Origin of the sequence: Pilimelia columellifera subsp. columellifera, assembly GCF_039532605.1 — a bacterium.
Lineage (GTDB): Bacteria > Actinomycetota > Actinomycetes > Mycobacteriales > Micromonosporaceae > Pilimelia > Pilimelia columellifera.
On the sequence record NZ_BAAARY010000001.1, the window covers coordinates 531041 to 549774 of the forward strand.

At 70.5% G+C, this 18734-nt stretch carries 21 protein-coding genes; 14 read left to right on the forward strand and 7 right to left on the reverse strand.

What is annotated here, in order from left to right:
* Window positions 1-40 precede the first annotated feature (40 nt).
* The 3 genes from dnaJ to ABD287_RS02480 all read left to right on the forward strand — a co-directional run bounded on the left by dnaJ (window position 41) and on the right by ABD287_RS02480 (window position 1981).
* Window positions 41-1249: a molecular chaperone DnaJ gene (gene dnaJ / locus ABD287_RS02470; protein ID WP_344167399.1), complete on the forward strand. Its 1209-nt coding sequence runs from the start codon at window positions 41-43 to the stop codon at window positions 1247-1249.
* The gene (locus ABD287_RS02475; RefSeq protein ID WP_344167402.1) at window positions 1242-1709 is read left to right on the forward strand and encodes a heat shock protein transcriptional repressor HspR; all 468 of its coding nucleotides are present in this window, start codon (window positions 1242-1244) and stop codon (window positions 1707-1709) included. Before dnaJ ends, ABD287_RS02475 begins: the two co-directional genes overlap by 8 nt.
* A gap of 65 nt (window positions 1710-1774) precedes the next feature.
* Entirely contained in the window at window positions 1775-1981 is a 207-nt protein-coding gene (locus tag ABD287_RS02480) for an antitoxin (RefSeq protein WP_344167405.1), read from the forward strand.
* Between the two features lie 18 nt (window positions 1982-1999).
* On the opposite strand, the gene ABD287_RS02485 is transcribed toward ABD287_RS02480, so the two are convergent.
* Window positions 2000-3178 carry a cation:proton antiporter gene (locus ABD287_RS02485; protein WP_425565479.1) on the reverse strand — a complete coding sequence of 393 codons (1179 nt, stop codon included), beginning with the start codon at window positions 3176-3178 and terminating at the stop codon, window positions 2000-2002.
* Window positions 3179-3240: 62 nt separating this feature from the next.
* The gene (locus tag ABD287_RS02490) at window positions 3241-3732 is read right to left on the reverse strand and encodes a cation:proton antiporter regulatory subunit (protein WP_344167411.1); all 492 of its coding nucleotides are present in this window, start codon (window positions 3730-3732) and stop codon (window positions 3241-3243) included.
* Between the two features lie 178 nt (window positions 3733-3910).
* Here ABD287_RS02490 and clpB point away from each other — a divergent pair, with 178 nt between their 5' ends.
* The 5 genes from clpB to ABD287_RS02515 all read left to right on the forward strand — a co-directional run bounded on the left by clpB (window position 3911) and on the right by ABD287_RS02515 (window position 9365).
* Window positions 3911-6520 (forward strand): ATP-dependent chaperone ClpB, encoded by a 2610-nt coding sequence (gene clpB / locus ABD287_RS02495; RefSeq protein WP_344167414.1) that lies wholly within the window; start codon window positions 3911-3913, stop codon window positions 6518-6520.
* 72 nt (window positions 6521-6592) lie between these two features.
* Window positions 6593-7504, forward strand: coding sequence for a hypothetical protein (locus ABD287_RS02500; protein ID WP_344167417.1), 912 nt, complete (start codon window positions 6593-6595; stop codon window positions 7502-7504).
* 1 nt (window position 7505) lies between these two features.
* Entirely contained in the window at window positions 7506-8294 is a 789-nt protein-coding gene (locus ABD287_RS02505; RefSeq protein WP_344167420.1) for an SDR family NAD(P)-dependent oxidoreductase, read from the forward strand.
* A gap of 93 nt (window positions 8295-8387) precedes the next feature.
* Entirely contained in the window at window positions 8388-8930 is a 543-nt protein-coding gene (pyrE, locus tag ABD287_RS02510) for an orotate phosphoribosyltransferase (RefSeq protein ID WP_344167423.1), read from the forward strand.
* A gap of 57 nt (window positions 8931-8987) precedes the next feature.
* Window positions 8988-9365, forward strand: a complete 378-nt coding sequence (locus tag ABD287_RS02515) for an ArsR/SmtB family transcription factor (RefSeq protein WP_344167426.1) — start codon at window positions 8988-8990, stop codon at window positions 9363-9365.
* 74 nt (window positions 9366-9439) lie between these two features.
* Here the strand turns inward: ABD287_RS02515 and ABD287_RS02520 are convergent, their stop codons facing one another.
* Window positions 9440-10144, reverse strand: a complete 705-nt coding sequence (locus ABD287_RS02520; protein ID WP_344167429.1) for a DedA family protein — start codon at window positions 10142-10144, stop codon at window positions 9440-9442.
* A 151-nt stretch (window positions 10145-10295) separates the two neighbouring features.
* On the opposite strand from ABD287_RS02520, the gene ABD287_RS02525 reads away from it, so the two are divergent.
* Both ABD287_RS02525 and ABD287_RS02530 read left to right on the forward strand, forming a co-directional pair.
* On the forward strand, window positions 10296-11075 hold the full coding sequence (locus tag ABD287_RS02525; protein ID WP_344167432.1) for a CoA transferase subunit A: 780 nt from the start codon (window positions 10296-10298) through the stop codon (window positions 11073-11075).
* A gap of 3 nt (window positions 11076-11078) precedes the next feature.
* Entirely contained in the window at window positions 11079-11741 is a 663-nt protein-coding gene (locus tag ABD287_RS02530) for a 3-oxoacid CoA-transferase subunit B (protein ID WP_344167435.1), read from the forward strand.
* 19 nt (window positions 11742-11760) lie between these two features.
* Here ABD287_RS02530 and ABD287_RS02535 read toward each other — a convergent pair whose 3' ends face one another.
* Window positions 11761-11991: a hypothetical protein gene (locus ABD287_RS02535; RefSeq protein WP_344167438.1), complete on the reverse strand. Its 231-nt coding sequence runs from the start codon at window positions 11989-11991 to the stop codon at window positions 11761-11763.
* 185 nt (window positions 11992-12176) lie between these two features.
* Here ABD287_RS02535 and fbaA point away from each other — a divergent pair, with 185 nt between their 5' ends.
* Both fbaA and ABD287_RS02545 read left to right on the forward strand, forming a co-directional pair.
* Window positions 12177-13199, forward strand: a complete 1023-nt coding sequence (gene fbaA, locus ABD287_RS02540) for a class II fructose-bisphosphate aldolase (protein ID WP_344167441.1) — start codon at window positions 12177-12179, stop codon at window positions 13197-13199.
* A 128-nt stretch (window positions 13200-13327) separates the two neighbouring features.
* A complete protein-coding gene (locus ABD287_RS02545; protein WP_344167444.1) occupies window positions 13328-14071 on the forward strand; it encodes a lipoprotein in 744 nt (247 codons plus the stop codon).
* 22 nt (window positions 14072-14093) lie between these two features.
* Here the strand turns inward: ABD287_RS02545 and ABD287_RS02550 are convergent, their stop codons facing one another.
* On the reverse strand, window positions 14094-15299 hold the full coding sequence (locus ABD287_RS02550; protein ID WP_344167447.1) for an LOG family protein: 1206 nt from the start codon (window positions 15297-15299) through the stop codon (window positions 14094-14096).
* 30 nt (window positions 15300-15329) lie between these two features.
* Between ABD287_RS02550 and ABD287_RS02555 the strand changes: the two genes are divergently transcribed.
* Both ABD287_RS02555 and ABD287_RS02560 read left to right on the forward strand, forming a co-directional pair.
* A complete protein-coding gene (locus ABD287_RS02555; protein ID WP_344167450.1) occupies window positions 15330-15758 on the forward strand; it encodes a DUF3151 domain-containing protein in 429 nt (142 codons plus the stop codon).
* A gap of 78 nt (window positions 15759-15836) precedes the next feature.
* Window positions 15837-16226, forward strand: coding sequence for a VOC family protein (locus ABD287_RS02560; RefSeq protein ID WP_344167453.1), 390 nt, complete (start codon window positions 15837-15839; stop codon window positions 16224-16226).
* A 6-nt stretch (window positions 16227-16232) separates the two neighbouring features.
* Here the strand turns inward: ABD287_RS02560 and ABD287_RS02565 are convergent, their stop codons facing one another.
* Together ABD287_RS02565 and ABD287_RS02570 are read right to left on the reverse strand one after the other, a co-directional pair.
* On the reverse strand, window positions 16233-17699 hold the full coding sequence (locus ABD287_RS02565; protein ID WP_344167456.1) for a MinD/ParA family ATP-binding protein: 1467 nt from the start codon (window positions 17697-17699) through the stop codon (window positions 16233-16235).
* Window positions 17700-17739: 40 nt separating this feature from the next.
* Window positions 17740-18699: a diacylglycerol kinase family protein gene (locus ABD287_RS02570; protein WP_344167460.1), complete on the reverse strand. Its 960-nt coding sequence runs from the start codon at window positions 18697-18699 to the stop codon at window positions 17740-17742.
* Window positions 18700-18734 lie beyond the last annotated feature (35 nt).

Genomic DNA, 18734 nt, shown 5'->3' on the forward strand with positions numbered 1-18734 from the left:
CGGACCATGATCGACAAGGGTGGCGCCGGGAGGTGAGCGAGTGAGCAGCAAAGACTGGCTGGAGAAGGACTTCTACGCCGTCCTCGGCGTGCCGAAGTCCGCGTCCGCTGACGAGATCAAGAAGTCGTACCGGAAGCTCGCCCGCGAGCTGCACCCGGACCGCAACCCCGGCAACAACGCCGCCGAGGAGCGGTTCAAGTCCGTCTCCGAGGCCTATGGCGTCCTCTCCGACGAACGGCAGCGCAAAGAGTACGACGAGATGCGCTCGCTGTTCACCGCCGGCGCGTTCCGTCGCAATGCCGGGGCCGGTCGCGCCAGCGCGGCCGCCGGCGCCGGGGGCGCGGGTTTCGACCCGAACGACCTTTTCGGGGGCACTGCCTCGGCGTCCGCCCGCGGGTCGACCTTCTCCGACCTGTTCAGCTCGATCTTCGCCGGCAACGCCGCGCCCCCCGGCGCGCCGCCGCCCGCGTCCGACCGTCGGCGCGGCCCGGCGCGCGGCCGTGACGTGGAGACCGAGGTCTCCCTGCCGTTCGCCGACGCCGTCCGCGGCACCACCCTGCCGTTGACCCTGCGCTCGCCCGGAGTCTGCGAGACCTGCAACGGCAGCGGCGCGAAGCCCGGCACCACCCCGCGCCGTTGCCCCCAGTGCCAGGGCGCCGGCCTGGTGAGCCGGAACCAGGGCTCGTTCAGCTTCACCGAGCCGTGCCGGGACTGCCAGGGCGTCGGCACCATCGTCGAGGACAAGTGCCGGGAGTGCCGCGGCACCGGAGGGGTCACCAAGTCCCGGTCGTTGACCGTGCGGTTTCCGCCCGGCGTGGCCGATGGTCAGCGGATTCGCCTCGCGGGTCGCGGCGAGCCGGGGGCCCGTGGCGGCCAGGCGGGAAACCTGTACGTCACCGTGCGGGTGAAGCCGGACCCGCTGTTCGGCAGATCTGGCGACGACCTCACCCTCACCGTCCCCGTCACCTTCGCCGAGGCGGTCCTCGGAGCGGACATCAAGGTGCCGACACTCGACGGCGCCGTCACCGTCCGGGTGCCCCCGGGCACGCCCAGCGGGCGCACCCTGCGCGCCCGCGGGAAGGGCGTGTCACGGCGGGACGGACCGGTAGGAGACCTGCTCGTCACGCTCGAAGTGACCGTGCCCACCAAGATCGACGATGCGGCCCGGAGCGCGCTGGAGACATTCGCCGCCAGCGCCCCGGCGGCGCCGCGTGAGCATCTGGAGGCGAGGTTGCACCGGCATGGCTGAGCTGTCGGACCGTGGCCGGTTCGCCTTCTCCGTGACCGTCGAAGCGTCCTCGGACGCCAAGGTGCTGCTCATCTCGGTCGCCGCCAGACTCGCCGGCATGCACCCGCAGACGCTGCGGCAGTACGACCGGATGGGGCTGGTCCAGCCGGGTCGGGCCGCTGGCGGAGGCCGCCGTTACAGCGTCCGCGATGTGGCGCTGCTGCGGGAGATCCAGCGGCTGAGCCAGGAGGACGGCGTCAACCTCGCCGGGATCAAGCGCATCATCGCGCTCGAACAGCTGGTGGGCGAGCTGAACGACCGGGTCGCCGAGGTCGAGGCCGACCTGCGCCGGGCGTACGACCAGCTTGCGCGGTTGCAGACGGCGGGTCCCTTTCCGCGCCAGGAGCTGGTGCAGGTTCCGCACGGCCGGGGAGCGTTGGTGGTGTGGCGTCCGCGTCAGCACCGTCGTCCCACGGGGTGAGCCCGGCAGCGGGCGGAAGGGCTCAGGCTAGCGTTGGGTAGAGGCGACATCACCTGGAGGCGATCATGGGCCTGTTCAACAAGCTGACCGACATGGCGAAGAAGAAGCTCAAGGAGGACCCAGCTCTCCTGGCCAAGGGCGTCGAGGCGGTCGGCGACAAGTTCGACCAGGCGACCGGCGGCAAGTACGCCAAGCACACCGACAAGGCTCAGGATCTGGCCAAGCAGAAGCTTAAGGGGAAGCCGGGCCAGGGCCAGCCGCCGCAGCACTGACAACGTGCCGGGCCGGCGCTAGGCGGTCGGCTTCGGGCGTCCGCCGGACGGCTCCGGCGTCGGCGTCGGCTCCGGCGTCGGCAGGGAGGGCCTGGTCCGGTGCGCGGCCATCCGGCGCTTGAACCAACGGGTGTCCGGGATCCGGGACAGCAGCGGCGCCGTCACCACGGTGATGAGCACGTAGGCGGTGGCCAACGGCGCGAGGTTCGGGTGCGCGGCGGTGGCCAGCGCCGCGATGACGATCGAGAACTCGCCGCGCGGCATCAGCGCCAGGCCGGTGCGCCACTGGCCGGGACGGGCGATGCCGGCCCGCCGGGCGGCGAGCATCCCGGTGACAACTTTGGTGGCCATGCTGACGACGGCCAGGATGAGCGCGGGCAGGAGCACCGCCGGCATATCAGCCGGGTTCGCCTTCAGACCGAAGAAGACGAAGAAGACGACTGCGAACAGGTCCCGGAGCGGGGCCAGGATCTGGGTGGCGCTGTGCGCGACCTTGCCGGACAGGGCGATGCCGACCAGGAACGCGCCGACCGCCGCGGACACCTGGAGCTGCTGGGCCACCCCGGCGATGAGCAGGCTGAGCCCGAGCACGCCCAGCAGGAGCACCTCGGGATCGTCTGGCGAGATCATCTTCGAGATCGCCCGGCCGTACCGGATGGCGATGACCAGGACGAGCAGCACCGCCGCGACGGCGATCCCGAGCGAGATAGCGCCCTTGACGACGCCGAGACCGAGCAGCAGGGCGCTGAGCACCGGCAGATAGAACGCCATGGCGAGGTCTTCGATCACCAGGATCGACAGGATCACCGGCGTCTCGCGGTTACCGACCCGGCCGAGGTCGCCGAGCACCTTGGCGACGACACCCGAGGAGGTCACCCAGGTGACGCCGGCCAGGGCGATCACCGCGACCGGGCCCCAGCCCATGACGAGACCGAAGACGGCTCCGGGGGCGGCGTTGAGAACGGCGTCGATGAGTCCGGCCGGCGCGGCCGCCCGGAGGTTGCCGATCAGCTCGTCGGCCGAGTACTCCAACCCGAGCATGACCAGCAACAGAACGACGCCGATCTCGGCCCCGATCTCGATGAAGCCCTCGCTGGCGGCGAGCGGGTGGATGCCGCCCTGACCGAAGGCCAACCCGGCGAGCAGGTACAGCGACACGGGCGAGATGCCGACCCGGCGGGCCAGCCGACCGAGCATTCCCAGGCCGAACAGCAGCGCCCCGACCTCGATGAACAGCAGCGTGGTGTCGTGTTGCACGCTCAGGCGTCCGAGGTGAGGATGGCGCTGGCCGCGTCCAGCCCCTTGCGCGTTCCTACCATGACCACCACGTCGCTGGCCGCGAAGACGAAGGACGGCCCCGGCGAGGGGATCACCTCCTGGTTCCGTAGCACCGCGACGATCGAGACGCTGGTGCGGGTCCGGATGGAGGCGTCACCGAGCTGACGGCCGACATAGGGGGAGCTCGGGGTCAGCGGGGTGTGCTCGGTGAGCAGCCCCGAGGCCTGTTCCCGCAGGGTGGCCAGCTGCTCGACGATGAGGGACCCGCCGAGGAAGCTGGCGAGCGCGTCGGCCTCTTCGGTGTTGAGGGGGATGGTGGCGACGCAGGCGTCCGGATCGTCCTGGTCGTAGACGACGAAGTCCCGCCGGCCGTTGTGGTGGGTGATCACGCCCACTCGGCGGCCGGAGCCGGTGACCAGGTCATGCCGGACCCCGATGCCGGGGAGATCTGTCTGCTCAATCCGTACCTGCACGGCTCCCACCGTAGCCCAGCGGACAGGGGGTGCTGGAATCGCTTCGCGCGACCACTCAGGCGGGCAGGCTGTGCGGGGCGTCACGGACCGAGCGGCGGACACCGTTGAGTTGAGCGGAATAGGCTCAACTCTGACCGTGTCGTACTGAGCGGAATGTGCCTCACCCCAAGGGGAGCCGATGAACGCCGAACGCTTCACCACCAAGAGCCGCGAGGTCATCACCACCGCCGCCGCCAGCGCCAAGCAGCGCGGACACGCCACCGTCGAGCCGTGGCACCTGCTGCTCGCGTTGCTCGACACCGGCGGGTCGACCGCCACCGCGCTGTTGCGCTCCGTGGGGGCCAACGCCGCCGACGTGCGCCGCGCCGCCGTCAAGGCGCTCGACGGGCTGCCGTCCGCGCAGGGCGCCAGCGTCGGCGAGCCCACCCTGGCCAGGGAGTTCGTCAATGCGCTCGGCGCCGCCGAGGAGGTCGCCCGTCCACTCGGCGACGAGTACGTCTCCACCGAACATCTGCTTGCCGGCCTGGCGAAGAGCCCCGGCGCGGTCGGCCAGGCCCTGGGGGCGGCCGGCGCCACCGACCAGCAGCTCATCGCCGCCTTCCCGACGGTCCGTGGCGGGGACCGCAAGATCACCACGCCGGATCCGGAGCAGACGTACCAGGCGTTGGAGAAGTACGGCGTCGACCTCACCGCCGGCGCCCGCCAGGGCAAGATGGACCCGGTCATCGGCCGGGACTCCGAGATCCGCCGGGTGATCCAGGTGCTGTCCCGACGGACCAAGAACAACCCGGTGCTCATCGGCGAGCCGGGCGTCGGCAAGACCGCGATCGTGGAGGGCCTGGCCCAGCGGATCGTCGCCGGCGACGTGCCCGAGTCGTTGCGCGACAAGCGCCTGGTCTCGCTCGATCTCGGCGCGATGGTCGCGGGCGCCCAGTACCGGGGCCAGTTCGAGGAGCGGCTCAAGAGCGTCCTGGAGGAGATCAAGGGCTCGAACGGCCAGGTCATCACCTTCCTGGACGAGCTGCACACTGTCGTCGGCGCCGGCAGGGGCGAGGGCTCGATGGACGCCGGCAACATGCTCAAGCCGATGCTGGCCCGAGGCGAGCTGCGGATGGTCGGCGCAACCACGCTGGACGAGTACCGCGAGCACATCGAGAAGGACCCGGCGCTGGAGCGTCGGTTCCAGCCGGTGCTCGTCGGCGAGCCGACCGTCGAGGACACCATCGGCATCCTGCGCGGCCTCAAGGAGCGGTACGAGGCGCACCACGGCGTCCGGATCACCGACGCCGCGCTCGTCGCCGCCGCCGCGTTGTCGGACCGGTACATCGCCGACCGGTTCCTGCCGGACAAGGCCATCGACCTCGTCGACGAGGCCGGATCCCGCCGTCGAATGGAGATCGACTCGCGCCCGGAGGAGATCGACGAGCTCCAGCGGGGTGTCGACCGCCTGAAGATGGAGGAGCTCGCGCTGGCCAAGGAGCACGACCCGGCCTCGGTGGACCGGCTCGCGAAGCTCCGCCGCGACCTGGCCGACCGGCAGGAGGAGCTGGCCGCGCTCACCGCCCGCTGGGAGTCCGAGCGGGCCGGCCTCAACCGGGTCGGCGAGCTGAAGAAGGAGCTGGACGACCTGCGTGGCCAGGCTGACCGGGCCCGACTCGCCGGTGATCTGGCCCGGGCGTCCGAGCTGGTCTACGGGCGGATCCCAGAGCTGGAGCGGGAGATCGCCGACGCGGCCGCGCACGCCGTCGAGCTTGAGCCGATGGTCAAGGAGGAGGTCGGCGCCGATGACATCGCTGGCGTCGTCGCCTCCTGGACCGGCATCCCCGCGGGTCGGTTGCTGGAGGCCGAGACGGCCAAGCTGCTGCGGATGGAGGAGCTGCTCACCTCGCGGGTGATCGGCCAGGCGACCGCCGTCCACGCGGTCGCCGACGCGGTCCGCCGGGCCCGGGCTGGCGTCGCCGATCCGGACCGTCCGACCGGCTCGTTCCTGTTCCTCGGGCCTACCGGCGTGGGTAAGACCGAGCTGGCCAAGGCGTTGGCCGAGTTCCTGTTCGACGACGACCGGGCCATGGTCCGGATCGACATGAGCGAGTACGGCGAGAAGCACTCGGTGGCCCGGCTCGTCGGCGCCCCGCCCGGTTACGTCGGTTACGAGGAAGGTGGCCAGCTCACCGAGGCGGTGCGCCGGCGGCCGTACTCGGTGATCCTGCTCGACGAGGTCGAGAAGGCGCACCAGGACGTCTTCGACATCCTGCTCCAGGTCCTCGACGACGGGCGGCTCACCGACGGCCAGGGTCGGACCGTCGACTTCCGCAACACCATCCTCATCCTCACCTCGAACCTGGGCTCGGCCGCCCTCACCGACCCGACCATGACCGACGAGCAGCGCCGTGAAGCTGTGCTGGCGGTGGTGCGTGGCCACTTCAAGCCCGAGTTCCTCAACCGGCTCGACGACGTGGTCGTCTTCGCCGCGCTGACCGGGGCGGATCTGCGCGCCATCGTCGACATCCAGATCGACGCCCTGCGTCGGCGGTTGGGGCAGCGGCGGCTGGACCTGGAGGTGGCCGACGCGGCGCGGTCGTGGCTGGCCGAGCACGGTTTCGACCCCGTCTACGGGGCCCGGCCGCTGCGCCGGCTGGTCCAGACGGCTATCGGGGACCGGCTGGCCAGGGCGCTGCTGGCCGGTGAGATCCGGGACGGGGACACCGTGCGGGTGGACCTCGCCGACAGCAAGGACGGCCTCACGGTGTTTCCTGGCCGTCCACAGCCTGAGTCCCCGGTCGGATAGCCGACGCTCGGCGCCCACGGGGGCGACCATTGGCTACGGTGAGCGGCGAACGCCGAACGAGAGGGATCTCCCATGACGTATCCATACCCGGGCACGCCGCAGCCGGCCGTGCCGCCCCGTCCGGCGCGCCCAGGTGTGGTGACCGCATCGAGCGGGTTGCTGTACGCGAGCGCTGTCATCCAGCTCATCGGCGCCGGGGTCGCCCTGGCGTACATGGGCACGATGACCCAGGCCATCGAGGACGCCACCGCTGGGACGCCCGGCGCCGACGCGGTTGGCGCGATGTCCAGCCTCGCCTTCATCGGCGCCACCCTGTTGAGCGCGGTGGTGGCGCTCGGGCTGGGCCTGCTCGCGTACTTCAACTCCCGCGGCCGCAACGGCGCCCGGATCACGACCTGGGTCGTGGGTGGCCTGTTCTCCTGCTGCGGCGGCATCGGCGCGGCCTTCAACCTCTCCGGCCTCGCCGAGAGCATGCAGAAGGCGAACGCGGACGCCACCGGGCAGCCTGACATCAACGAGGTCATCACCGAGGCCATGCCGGGCTGGTACATGCCGTTCAGCAACGTGACCACGGTGCTGGTGGTGCTGGCGATCCTGGCCGCGGTGATCCTCCTGGCGCTGCCGCCGGCGAACGAGTTCTTCCGCAAGCCGGTGGAGCAGTGGCAGCCCCCGTACGCCCAGCCCGGTTACCCCCAGCCGGGCTACCCGCCTGCCCAGCACGGCTACCCGACCGCGCCGCAGGGCTACGGACCGCAGCATGGTTACGGTCCGCAACATGGTTACGGCCACCCGGGCGGCGATCTTGACCAGCCCGATCAGGGCCAGCACAGCGACCCGGGCCAGCAGTCTGGCAGCCCCTGGTCCGACCAGGGCGGGTCCCCGGGCGGCGGATCGTCGAGCGACGGGCCGTCCGGCGGATCGTCCGACTCAGGCGGATCCTCGTCTTCGTCTTCGTCTGATTCCGGTTCCGGAAGCTCCTCCTGACGTGGTCGGGCGTACGGCTCTGATCACCGGCGCCACCGCCGGAATCGGAGCGGCGTTCGCCCGCCGTCTCGCCGCCGATGGCCTCGCGCTCGTCCTGGTCGCCCGGGACGAGGCGAGGCTGTCTACGTTGGCGCGGGAGCTGCGGTCGCGGCACGGCGTGGACGTCGAGGTGTTGGCGGCGGACCTGGCCGACGATGCCGGCTGCGCGTCGGTCGAGGCGCGGGTGGCGGATCAGCGCAACCCGATCGATGTTCTGGTCAACAACGCTGGACTGGGGCTGCGTGGGTCAGTGCTGCGCAACCCGGTGGAGCAAGAGGAGCATCTGCTGCGGTTGAACGTCCGGGCGGTGCTGAGGCTGGCGCATGCCGCGCTGCCCGGGATGACCGAGCGTGGCGCTGGCGCGATCATCAATGTGGCGTCGGTGGCGGCGTTCACGCCGATGACGGGCTCTACCTATCCGGCCAGCAAGGCGTGGGTGGTGAACTTCAGCGAGTCGATCGATCTGCTGGTGCGTCCGCGTGGGGTGCGGGTCCTGGCGCTGTGTCCGGGTCTGGTGAGGACCGAGTTCCACGAGCGCGCGGGCATCACGACCGACGCGATGCCGCAGCGACTGTGGTTGGACGCCGGCTGGCTGGTCGACCGGGCGTTGCGGGACCTGGAGCGGGGGCGCCGGGTGAGCATCCCGTCGCTGCGCTACCGGGCGCTGGTGTCGTTTCTGCGATACGCGCCACGCCGGCTGGTGTACCGAATGAGTAGTTCGGCCCGCAAAAGGACACGACGCGAAGATTAGCAACCGGATAACCGGACCCCCTGTGTTTGTTCGGTCACTCTGATGGTGGGGGTCCGCACCCGCTACACCCCCTTGTGTGAGTACCCTTTCGCCATGGACCCCCGCGACGATCTGCGCAAATACATCAACGACCTGGCCGTCGTCCACGGGTCGGTCGTGCTCTCCTCGGGGCGGACGGCCGACTACTACGTCGATCTGCGTCGGGTGACTTTGCACCATGCGGCCTCCCCGCTCGTTGGAGAGGTGATGCTCGATCTCACCGAGGACCTGGACTACGACGCGGTCGGTGGCCTGACCCTGGGCGCCGACCCGGTGGCGGTGGCGATGCTGCACGCCGCCGCCCGCACGGGGCGCCGTCCGCTGGACGCCTTCGTGGTCCGGAAGTCGGAGAAGACCCACGGTCTGCAACGCCGGATCGAGGGGCCGGATGTGAAGGGACGCCGGGTGCTGGCGGTCGAGGACACCTCTACCACCGGTGGCAGCGTGCTTACCGCCGTCGAGGCGTTACAGCAGGCTGGGGCTGAGGTGGTTGGCGTCGCGGTCATCGTGGACCGGGGCGCGGGTCAGGCGGTGCAGGGCGTGGGGTTGCCCTACCGTTCGGCCTTTACGTTGGAGGAACTCGGCCTTACGGCCTAGAAAAATGCCGGATCGGACCTGCTGATATGCAGGCAGGTCGATGCTGTTGGTGGAAGGATGGGGTTCGTGGGAACTGCGTTGGCCGAAGTGACATTGCCTCAAATCTCGCCGCTCGCCGGTGAGCCGATTGAGCGAGCTGATGCTGAGCGGCTCGCTGGAGTGTTGAAGGCGCTCGCCGATCCGGCGCGTCTTCGGCTGCTCAGTCTGATCCAGGCGGCGCCCGGAGGTCGGGCGAACGTCGCACAGCTGACCGAACCGCTGGGTCTGTCCCAGCCGACGGTCAGCCACCACCTGCGAATCCTCACCGAGTCCGGCTTGCTGGACCGGGAGAAGCAGGGTGTGTGGGCGTACTACCGTCTGGTGCCGGCCGCGATCGCGACGATCGCTGATCTGCTCACGCCGCCGCGCAAGCGGGCGACCAAGAAAGCTCGTTGACCCGGGCGCGCTTCTGCGTGACCGAAACACTCCGCGCGACGTCGTTCGTGACGCGCGGAGTGTTTTGGCATGTGTCAGCTGTTGTTAGAGATCATTCTCCGCTGCCGCCGCTCCTTGAGAATCTCGATCACGATCGGCGCCACCGAAATGATGATGATCAACGCGACGGCCGGCAGAATAAATTTGTCGATCTCTGATGGCTCAATGATCTTGGTGATCTGTCCCGACAGGAGATAACCGGCCAAGATGATCCCATCGGTCCAGAGCACTGCGCCCACGACATTCCACAGCAGGAACTGCCGGGTCGGCATGTGGAGCATCCCGGCCACAGGGTTGAGGAAGGTCCGGACGATCGGAATGAACCGGGCGAGCACTACGGCCTTCGCCGGCCCGTACTTGTTGAAGTAGAACTCGGCCTTCTCCACGTACTCGGCACGGAACAACCGTGACTCCGGCCGCTCGAACATGCGACGGCCGTACCTGAAACCCAGATGGTGGCCGAGCTGTGCCCCGATGATGGCGCACAGCGGCGCGCCGATGAGCAGGCCCGGCAGCGACAGTGTCGTCCCGACCGCCTCCTGGGCGATCGGCGACGCCCCGATTCCCGCGAGGAACAGCAGCGAGTCGCCGGGTAGGAAGAACCCGAGGAGCAGGCCGGTCTCGGCGAACAGGATCGCCCAGATGCCGATCAACCCGAAGGTCTTGATCAGCGCCTTGGGGTCCAGCGGGTTGACTGCCAGATGTTCGGCAACGGCTCGGGTGTTCTCGGCGGTGTCCACGACGAAATAGCCTACCCAGCCTCGCTGCGGTGGCCATCAGGCGAACATCGGCGGTGGGCAACCGGTCGAACACAGGGCGAACCTGACCGTACCCGTCAGGCTGGCTCTCCCGATAGAGTCACGGCGTCGCACATCTGAAGGAGGGACCCCTATGGACAAGGTCGTCCACAGCGCCACCGATGCGGTCGCCGACATCCCCGACGGCGCCACGTTGGCCGTCGGGGGCTTCGGGTTGTGCGGCATCCCGAGCGTGCTCATCCAGGCGCTGCTCGCCCAGGGCACCACCGACCTGTCCGTCGTATCGAACAACTGCGGCGTTGACGACTGGGGCCTGGGCCTGTTGCTGCGCGAGAAGCGCATCCGCCGGATGACCAGCTCGTACGTCGGCGAGAACAAGGAGTTCGAGAGGCAGTACCTGTCCGGCGAGCTGGAGGTGGAGCTGACCCCGCAGGGCACCCTGGCCGAGCGGATGCGCGCCGGCGGCTCCGGCATCGCCGGGTTCTTCACCCGCACCGGCGTCGGCACCCAGGTCGCCGACGGCGGGCTGCCCTGGCGGTACGGCGCAGACGGCAGCATCGCGGTGGCCTCGCCGCCCAAGGAGGTGCGCGCGTTCGGCGAGCACGAGTACGTGCTCGAAGAGGGCATCAGCTGTGACTTCGGCCTGATCCGGGCCTGGCGGGCAGACCGTCAGGGCAACCTGGTGTTCCGTGACTCCGCGCGCAACTTCAACCCGCTGTGCGCCATGTCCGGCAAGACCACGATTGTCGAGGTCGAGGAGCTGGTCGAGGTAGGCCAGCTGCCCCCCAACGACGTGCACCTGCCGGGCATCTTCGTCCAGCGGGTCGTCGTTCTCACCCCGGAGCAGGCCGCCGCGAAGCGCATCGAACGCCGCACCGTCCGTCCCCGTCCCGCCGCGACCCCGGAGGTCTGAGCCATGGCACTGACCCGCGAGCAGATGGCCGCCCGCGCCGCCGCCGAGCTGACCGACGGCTCCTACGTCAACCTCGGCATCGGTCTACCCACCCTCGTCCCGAACTACGTGTCCGAGGATGTGGAGATCGTGCTCCAGTCCGAGAACGGCATTCTCGGCGTCGGCGCGTACCCGTTCGACGGGGACGAGGACGCCGACCTCATCAACGCCGGCAAGGAGACCGTGACGATCCGCCCCGGCGCGGCGTTCTTCGACTCGGCGACCTCGTTCGGGATGATCCGCGGCGGCAAGGTCGACGCGGCGATCCTGGGCGCGATGCAGGTGTCGGCCGCGGGCGACATCGCCAACTGGATGATCCCCGGCAAGATGGTGAAGGGGATGGGCGGCGCGATGGACCTGGTGCACGGCGCCAAGCACGTCGTCGTGCTCATGGAGCACAACGCCCGGGACGGCTCGTACAAGATCGTGAATGACTGCTCGCTGCCGTACACCGGCCTGGGCGTCGTCCAGCGGATCATCACCGACCTCGCCGTCATCGATGTCACCGCCGACGGGCTGGTCCTGCGGGAGCTGGCGCCCGGCGTGACCGTGGACGAGGTCCGCTCGAAGACCGAGCCGGCGCTCACTGTCGAGGGCGACATCCCCGAGATGTCGATCCCAGCCTGAGGCGCCGGGGGTCGGGACGTCAGCGGTAGTCGTCGTCGTCCAGGCCGACGATCATCGACTGCTCGTGGGCGTCCCACTCGCTGGCGTCCTCGGGCAACGGGTGGGGCTCGTCGGTCTCCTCGGAGGGGTTGGCCAGGATCGCCTGCTCGAACAGGTCGGCCTCAGGCGCCTCCGGGTCCTGTCCGGCCAGCTCCAGCCGCTCCTCAAGGGCAAGAGCTTCGAACGTGAGATCCTCTTGCGGCTGCGACATTGCTGACCCCCGGTCGTGATCCCGCTCGCGCGGGACGTGCGAGAACGCTGCCGTACCCCACGGTACGGCGAGACTTCCCGGTATGCGGACCGCTCGAGCATTCCGTCGCGCCGGAAATGGCATACTGCCGGCGGAAGAGACACCCGCCCGGGCGACCCGATTCGTGGTAGTTAAGGAGAGCACCGATGGCCATTGCTTCCCCTGAGGTCTACGCCGAGATGCTGGACCGCGCCAAGTCCGGCGCGTTCGCGTACCCCGCGATCAACGTCACCTCGTCGCAGACGCTCAACGCCGCGCTGCGCGGCTTCGCCGAGGCGGAGAGCGACGGCATCATCCAGGTCTCCACCGGCGGCGCCGAGTACCTGTCCGGGTCGACCGTCAAGGACATGGTCACCGGCTCGGTGGCCTTCGCCGCCTTCGCCGCCGAGGTCGCCAAGAAGTATCCGGTGAGCATCGCGCTGCACACCGACCACTGCCCCAAGGACAAGCTGGACGGGTTCGTCCGGCCGCTGCTGGCGATCTCCAGGGAGCGGGTGTCGCGCGGCGAGAGCCCGCTGTTTCAGTCGCACATGTGGGACGGCTCCGCGGTGCCGCTCAAGGAGAATCTGGAGATCGCCCGGGGGCTGCTCGCCGAGGCGGCCGCCGCCAAGATTGTGCTCGAGATCGAGGTCGGGGTCGTCGGCGGCGAAGAGGATGGCGTCGAGAACGCCATCAACGAGAAGCTGTACACAACCGTCGAGGACGGTCTGGCCATGGTCGACGCCCTCGGCGCCGGCGAGAACGGCCGGTACATGGCCGCGCTCACGTTCGGCAACGTGCACGGCGTCTACAAGCCGGGCAACGTCAAGCTCCGCCCGGAGATCCTCAAGGAGATCCAGGACGCCGTCGGCGCCCGACTGAGCCGGGAGAAGCCGCTGGACCTGGTCTTCCACGGTGGTTCCGGCTCGCTGCTGTCGGAGATCCGCGACGCGGTCGACTACGGCGTGGTGAAGATGAACATCGACACCGACACCCAGTACGCCTTCACCCGCCCGGTCGCGGCGCACATGTTCGCCAACTATGACGGGGTGCTCAAGGTGGACGGCGAGGTCGGCAACAAGAAGCTGTACGACCCGCGCGCCTGGGGGAAGGCCGCCGAGCAGGCGATGGCGGCCCGGGTCGTCCGTGCCTGTGAGGACCTGCGCTCCGCCGGCGCCAAGATCAAGTAGTCCGATCGGACGGCGGTCCCGGGGTGCGCTGTGGCGGACCGGCTCAGCGGGCGTGTGACGAACGTCGGAGTGTCGGATTGCGGACAGCTCCGATGACATCGACGCACTACTGTTCCACCGTTTGTTCGGTGGGACTGGTGAAGGCGGCGACGATGAAGCGGATGCGACTCCTGACTGCTGCGGTGGCGGGGGTGATCGCCATTTCCGGGTGCGGCAAGGACGAGGGTCCCGCGCGCGCGACCGGTGGCGCTCCGGGCGCCTCAGCCGCACCGTCCATCAGCGGGCCCGCGAGCGACCCCGACGGCGCCGGCGCTGGCGCGGCGCCGCTGCCGGACCAGCGGCGGGGCAAACCGTGGTGGGACGAGACCAGGCCCGCCGCCGCCGGTGATCCGGTCGGCCCGAAGGGCTCGACCTGCGAGCTGCCGGTCTCGTTCGCCGCCCCCAAAGACTGGAAGATCAAGAAGACCACCCTCGACGGCGGGCCGCTCGACGACCTCGCCAGAGAGGGCGGCTTCACGGTCGCCTGCGAGATCGACGCCAAACCGGCCGGTGTGCTGGGCCTCATGCAGGTGTTTCGCCAGGACGAACCGGGAGCTGAGCTCAAGGCCGCGGTCGACGGGCACCTGAAGGCGCAGGAGGGTGTGGTCAAACGTCAGGACCGCACGGTGACGGCTGGCGGCCTGCCCGCGCTCGAGGTCAGCTACGGGTCCTACTCGAAGGTACTTGAGGTGACTCGACTCAAGCGGGCGCTTGCCGTCCAGCTGCCGAACAAGGAGATCATCCTGCTGTCCATCGGCGGCTTGGACGAAGAGGAGCACCTCGGCCTGCTGAGCGGGCTGCGGTTGGCGCACGCGGGGATGAGGTCCACCTGAGCGGCCGGCTTCACCCGGCAGGTCAGGGGCGCGGCGCGACGCCGGTAAGGACGGCTACCGCCTCATGGACGTCGTCGGTGACGTGCACCGACGTGGACAGGTCCCCGTACGGGGAGAGCTGGAACAACGGCGTCAGCAGGGACTGGATCGGGAGAGTGGATGTCCAGAACTCCCGATCGAGGAACACGTACGGGCCGCTGGCGCCGTCAGTGGCATAGAACGTCTTGGTCGCCGCCTGGAACACCTCCTGAACAGTGCCCGCCCGCCCGGCGGCGAACACGATGCCGCCGCGCGCCAGCCGCAGGATCGTGTCCTCGCGGATCGCGTTGGAGAAGTACTTGGCGATAGCGCCGGCGAACAGGTTCGCCGGCTCGTGCCCGTACAGCCAGGTCGGAATGGACAGTCCCCCGCGCCGTGCCCAGGCGTCCGGCCCGGCGTCGGCGAGCGGTGGGAACTCCGCCCGCACCCGCAGCGCCGCCGCGGTGAACGGCTCATGGTCGTGAAAGTTCGGCGCCGAGGCCAGGATGTCGGTGGCGTGGGCCAGCTCGGCGGCGGTCCGCGCGGCGAAGAAGGCCCCCAGATTCGCCGCCTCCATCACCCCGGGGCCACCGCCAGTGACGATGAGCTTCCCGGCACGGGTCAGCTCCCACCCCAATGTCGCCGCCATCTTGAACGCGTTGCTGCCGCGCGGCTCGGCGTGCCCGCCCATGACGCCCACCACCGACGCCGGACCGTGCCGTGCCAGCCAGCCGCGGGTGGCGTCGGCCAAAGCGTTGTCGATGCCGTGGTCGTGCATCCGTTGCGCCAACGCCTCCCGGACCTGCGGCGTCGCCCCGCCGCTGGCGCGGAAGTGCTCGTACACGGCGGTGTCGAGCATGCCGGCGAACCCGCCGACCGCGAACCCGCCGGCCAGCTCGTCGGCGGTGTACAGATGGGTCGGTTGACTGGCGTAGGGGGCCTGTGGGAAGCCGGGCACGACATGCGCTCCGCGACGGACCAGGTCGGCCTCCACATCAGTTGAGGCGAACCGGCAACCCAGGAAGAGCGCGTCGGTCAGGTCGCAGCCGCTGAGGTCGGGGGCGTCCGGCCCGTCCAGACGCAGCCCCTGGACGGTGAGGCCGGCCAACGAGCTGCGGGCCAAGTGCCCGGACAGCTCGGCGATGGTCTCCACCTCGCGGTCGGAGGTGTCGTGCAGGGCGACGACGTCGCTCGGCGGTGGAGTCGGCATGTGGTCATCCTGCCTGGTTCAATGGGCCGTATGCAGAACCTCCTCCCTCCGCCGCCGGCCACCCTGCTCACCGCCGACGCCGCCGCTGACTCCGCGGTCGCCGAGGCCACCCGCCTGGACGTCGACCACGCGTACGCCGCGGCGGCCGGTCAGCACCCCACGAGCAGCGCCGCGTGGGCGGCGCTGGCCGAGCGGGCGTTCGAGGCCGATCAGCCGGTCGCCGCGTACGCCTATGCCCGGACCGGCTACCACCGGGGCCTGGACCAGCTGCGCCGCAGCGGCTGGAAAGGACACGGGCCGGTGCCGTGGTCGCACGAGCCCAACCGTGGCTTCCTGCGCTGCCTCAGCACCTTGGCCCGAGCCGCCGAGAGCATCGGCGAGGCCGACGAGGCGGCCCGGTGCGCGCAGTTTCTCCGAGACTGCGATCCGGTGGCCGGTGACGCCCTCGGGAACGCCTGACAGCTGCCCACCCGTGGCGGACACTGCCACTGACGGCCCGCGCCGACCGTGGCGCGGCATCAGCGAGGGGAGCTCCGCATGCGCATGATCTTCATCAACCTGCCGGTGAAGAACCTGAAGCGGTCGATGGACTTCTTCAGCGCGCTCGGATTCAGCAACAACCCGGAGTTCACCGACGAGACGGCCGCCGCCATGGTGATCGAGGAGAACATCATCCTCATGCTGCTCACCGAGCCGAAGTTCCGGGACTTCATCACCACCGAGATCGCTGACGCCCACCGCACCACCGAGGTGCTCAACTGCATCTCGGCCGGGACCCGGGAGGAGGTCGACGCGATGATCGCGACGGCGATCGCCGCCGGGGGCAAGCCGTGGCAGCCGACGTCCGCCGAGGGCCCGATGTACGGCGGCAGCTTCCAGGACCCGGACGGTCACGTCTGGGAGGTCCTGCACATGACCCGGGGCTGACGCCGGTCACAGTCCTTCGGCGACCGCCGCCCCGATCGTCAGCCACGCGTCGCGTGACGCCTGGGAGAGCTGGCCGTACCGGACCGGCTCTCCGGAGTCGACCAGCTTCTCGTACGGGGCCAGCAGGACCGCCCTGGTGCGGGCCGCGAAGTGCGCCTGGATGCCCGGGAGATCGATGTCCTTGCGGGTCGGGGGCATCGACACGACGGTGATCGCCTGTCGGACGAGGCGTTCCCGGCCGGTCTGCTCCAGGTGGTCGAGCATCCGGGCGGCGGGCTCGGCCGAGTCGTTGCGGGCTGACATCGTCACGACGAGCTGGTCAGTGGCGTCGATGGACGCCTGCCAGTTGTCGGCCCGGACGTTGTTCCCGGTGTCCACGAAGATCAACTTGTAGAACCGGGAGACGACCTCGCGGAGCTCGCCGAACGCGTGCGCGGTGAGCATCCCGCCGGCTGTCGCGGACTCGTCCGAGGCGAGGACGTCGAACATCCCCTCGCCCTGGGCGCGCACGTACTGCGACAGGTCGCCCACCCGTCCCTGGGCGCCGGCGAACTGGCCGAGATCCCGTAGCAGGTCCCGCACCGTCCGGGAGTGGAAGTCCTGCTGGGCCCGCATTCCCAGGGTGCCCTGGGTCTCGTTGTTGTCCCACGCCAGCACGTAACCGCCACGCCGCTGGCCGAAGGTCATCGCCAGCAGGAGCACAGCCACCGTCTTGCCGGCGCCGCCCTTGGGGTTCACCACCGTCACCTGGCGCAGGCCGCCGAAGTTGCGACGGACCATCTCCACGTACCGCCGCTGCTCCTGTTCCCGGGCGCCCGGACCGAGCTTCACCAGGCCCAGCGTCGCCTTCCTGAGCGCCGCCCGCGGACCGGTGTTCGCCAACGGGTCCGGTGGCCGGGCCGCGCGGCGTCGGGCGAAGTCGTCGGCGGTCGGCACCCGGACGACGCCAGGCGCCGTGGGCGGCGGCTCGGACCGGGTCTGCGGGTCGGCCTCGGCCACCGGCGGCGCCGTGGGCGGCTCGGCGGCGGTCCGCGGCGCCGGAATCCTGCCGTGCGGGTGCGGGTGGGCGGGTCCGGTGGCCGTGGCGGGGTCTCGGTCCGTCGGGACGTCCGGCCGGGGCCCGTCGGTGAACGGCCATTCCCGGGGCGGGGCGAGCCATGCGTCCACCATCGACCCGTCGTCGTCGGCGGCGTGCGACGCTCGGCGCGATCCGGTGGCCGGCGGCTCGGGTGAGCCGGAGGCGGCCGGACCGCACTGGCGTCCGGCGGCGGGCGGCGCCGTCCCTTGCGGCGGGAGGCTCCACGGGGAATCGGACGTCACCGCGCTCCGGCCGCGGAATCCGGTAGGCGCGGGTCCGGTGGGTCGCAGCTCGTCGTCGGCGTCCGCGGCCAGGTCCGGCGGCCACAGCCCCGGCTCAGTCGGTTGCCGACGCGCCGCTGGCACGTACACCTGCTCCGGATACGGATCTTCCACGATCTGGCCTCCCCTCGCCGATGCCAGCCTGACACAGCGGTCAGCTCGCGTACACCGCCCAGGCGCCGGCCTCCATCCACCATGCACGTTTGCGGCGCAACGTGCCCGACACGCCATCGTCGACGAACGGCAACCCGTCGGCGGACGGGGTCACCGAGACCGCCCGGCCCCGGGCCCGCCGGATCTCGACCCGTGGCCGACGGCGTCCGAACAGGCCCCTGGCGCGGGCGGGCACCGCCACCGCGACGTCCACCAGGCCGTCGGCGGCATCCGGCGCACTGATCACCGGAACGCCGGAGACGGTGGCGTAGCCGGCGCCGTTGACGATCGCCGCCGCCAGCACCGGGTCGGCGCCGTCGGTGAGCACCGCGTCGTCGACCTCGACGCGGCCGTGCCACGGCAGCGAGCGTCCGGCGCCGTCGGCGGAGCCGATCAGGGCGCCGTCGAGGGTGACCGACCCACCGTCGGTGCGCAGCAGGTCGACCCGGCGCATCCTGCCGGCCAGCGCTGCGGCGGCCACCGCGGCCGGGTCGCGCGGCAGTCCGAGCTGGGTGGCCAGGTCATTCGGGGCGTCGGCGCCTGCCGGGTCCAGCGGCAGGACGCCGATCGGCGGCAGGTCCGGCACGGTACGGGTGGGCGATAGGTCGGCGGGCCGACGGCTAGGCGGCGGCGCGTAGCGGCGCACCATCCGGCGGACGACCGCCCGCACCTGTCCATCGGCCGCCGCGGCGACGATGAGGCGGGGACCGGTGACTCCCGGCCAGGTCAGGCCGTCGGGTCGGGCCGGGCCGTCGAGCCGGGCGATGACGGCGTCGATATCGGCGTCGGAGCTCGCGGTGATCGTCTCCACCCGGGCGCCCGCGGCGGTGAGCGCGTCCGCGCACGCCAGGACCGGCACCCGCTGTTTGGGCGTGCCGCAGCCGGCGTCGTCACCGCAGCAGCCGCCGGCGCAACCGCCGCCGACGTCGTCGCCGAGAGTGAGGATGACGACGTCGTCCACGGGGGGCCTCCTAGCTGCGGGGGATGGCTGTGCCA

Excerpts from the sequence above, each read along its gene's own strand:
- ABD287_RS02475 (WP_344167402.1), top strand. The coding sequence starts at position 1,242 with ATGGCTGAGCTGTCGGACCGTGGCCGGTTCGCCTTCTCCGTGACCGTC.
- clpB (WP_344167414.1), top strand. The coding sequence starts at position 3,911 with ATGAACGCCGAACGCTTCACCACCAAGAGCCGCGAGGTCATCACCACC.
- ABD287_RS02560 (WP_344167453.1), top strand. The coding sequence starts at position 15,837 with ATGCGCATGATCTTCATCAACCTGCCGGTGAAGAACCTGAAGCGGTCG.
- ABD287_RS02535 (WP_344167438.1), bottom strand. The coding sequence starts at position 11,991 with ATGTCGCAGCCGCAAGAGGATCTCACGTTCGAAGCTCTTGCCCTTGAG.
- ABD287_RS02530 (WP_344167435.1), top strand. The coding sequence starts at position 11,079 with ATGGCACTGACCCGCGAGCAGATGGCCGCCCGCGCCGCCGCCGAGCTG.
- ABD287_RS02485 (WP_425565479.1), bottom strand. The coding sequence starts at position 3,178 with ATGCTCGGTCGGCTGGCCCGCCGGGTCGGCATCTCGCCCGTGTCGCTG.
- ABD287_RS02525 (WP_344167432.1), top strand. The coding sequence starts at position 10,296 with ATGGACAAGGTCGTCCACAGCGCCACCGATGCGGTCGCCGACATCCCC.
- ABD287_RS02550 (WP_344167447.1), bottom strand. The coding sequence starts at position 15,299 with ATGCCGACTCCACCGCCGAGCGACGTCGTCGCCCTGCACGACACCTCC.
- ABD287_RS02515 (WP_344167426.1), top strand. The coding sequence starts at position 8,988 with ATGGGGTTCGTGGGAACTGCGTTGGCCGAAGTGACATTGCCTCAAATC.
- pyrE (WP_344167423.1), top strand. The coding sequence starts at position 8,388 with ATGGACCCCCGCGACGATCTGCGCAAATACATCAACGACCTGGCCGTC.
- ABD287_RS02555 (WP_344167450.1), top strand. The coding sequence starts at position 15,330 with ATGCAGAACCTCCTCCCTCCGCCGCCGGCCACCCTGCTCACCGCCGAC.
- ABD287_RS02480 (WP_344167405.1), top strand. The coding sequence starts at position 1,775 with ATGGGCCTGTTCAACAAGCTGACCGACATGGCGAAGAAGAAGCTCAAG.
- ABD287_RS02500 (WP_344167417.1), top strand. The coding sequence starts at position 6,593 with ATGACGTATCCATACCCGGGCACGCCGCAGCCGGCCGTGCCGCCCCGT.
- fbaA (WP_344167441.1), top strand. The coding sequence starts at position 12,177 with ATGGCCATTGCTTCCCCTGAGGTCTACGCCGAGATGCTGGACCGCGCC.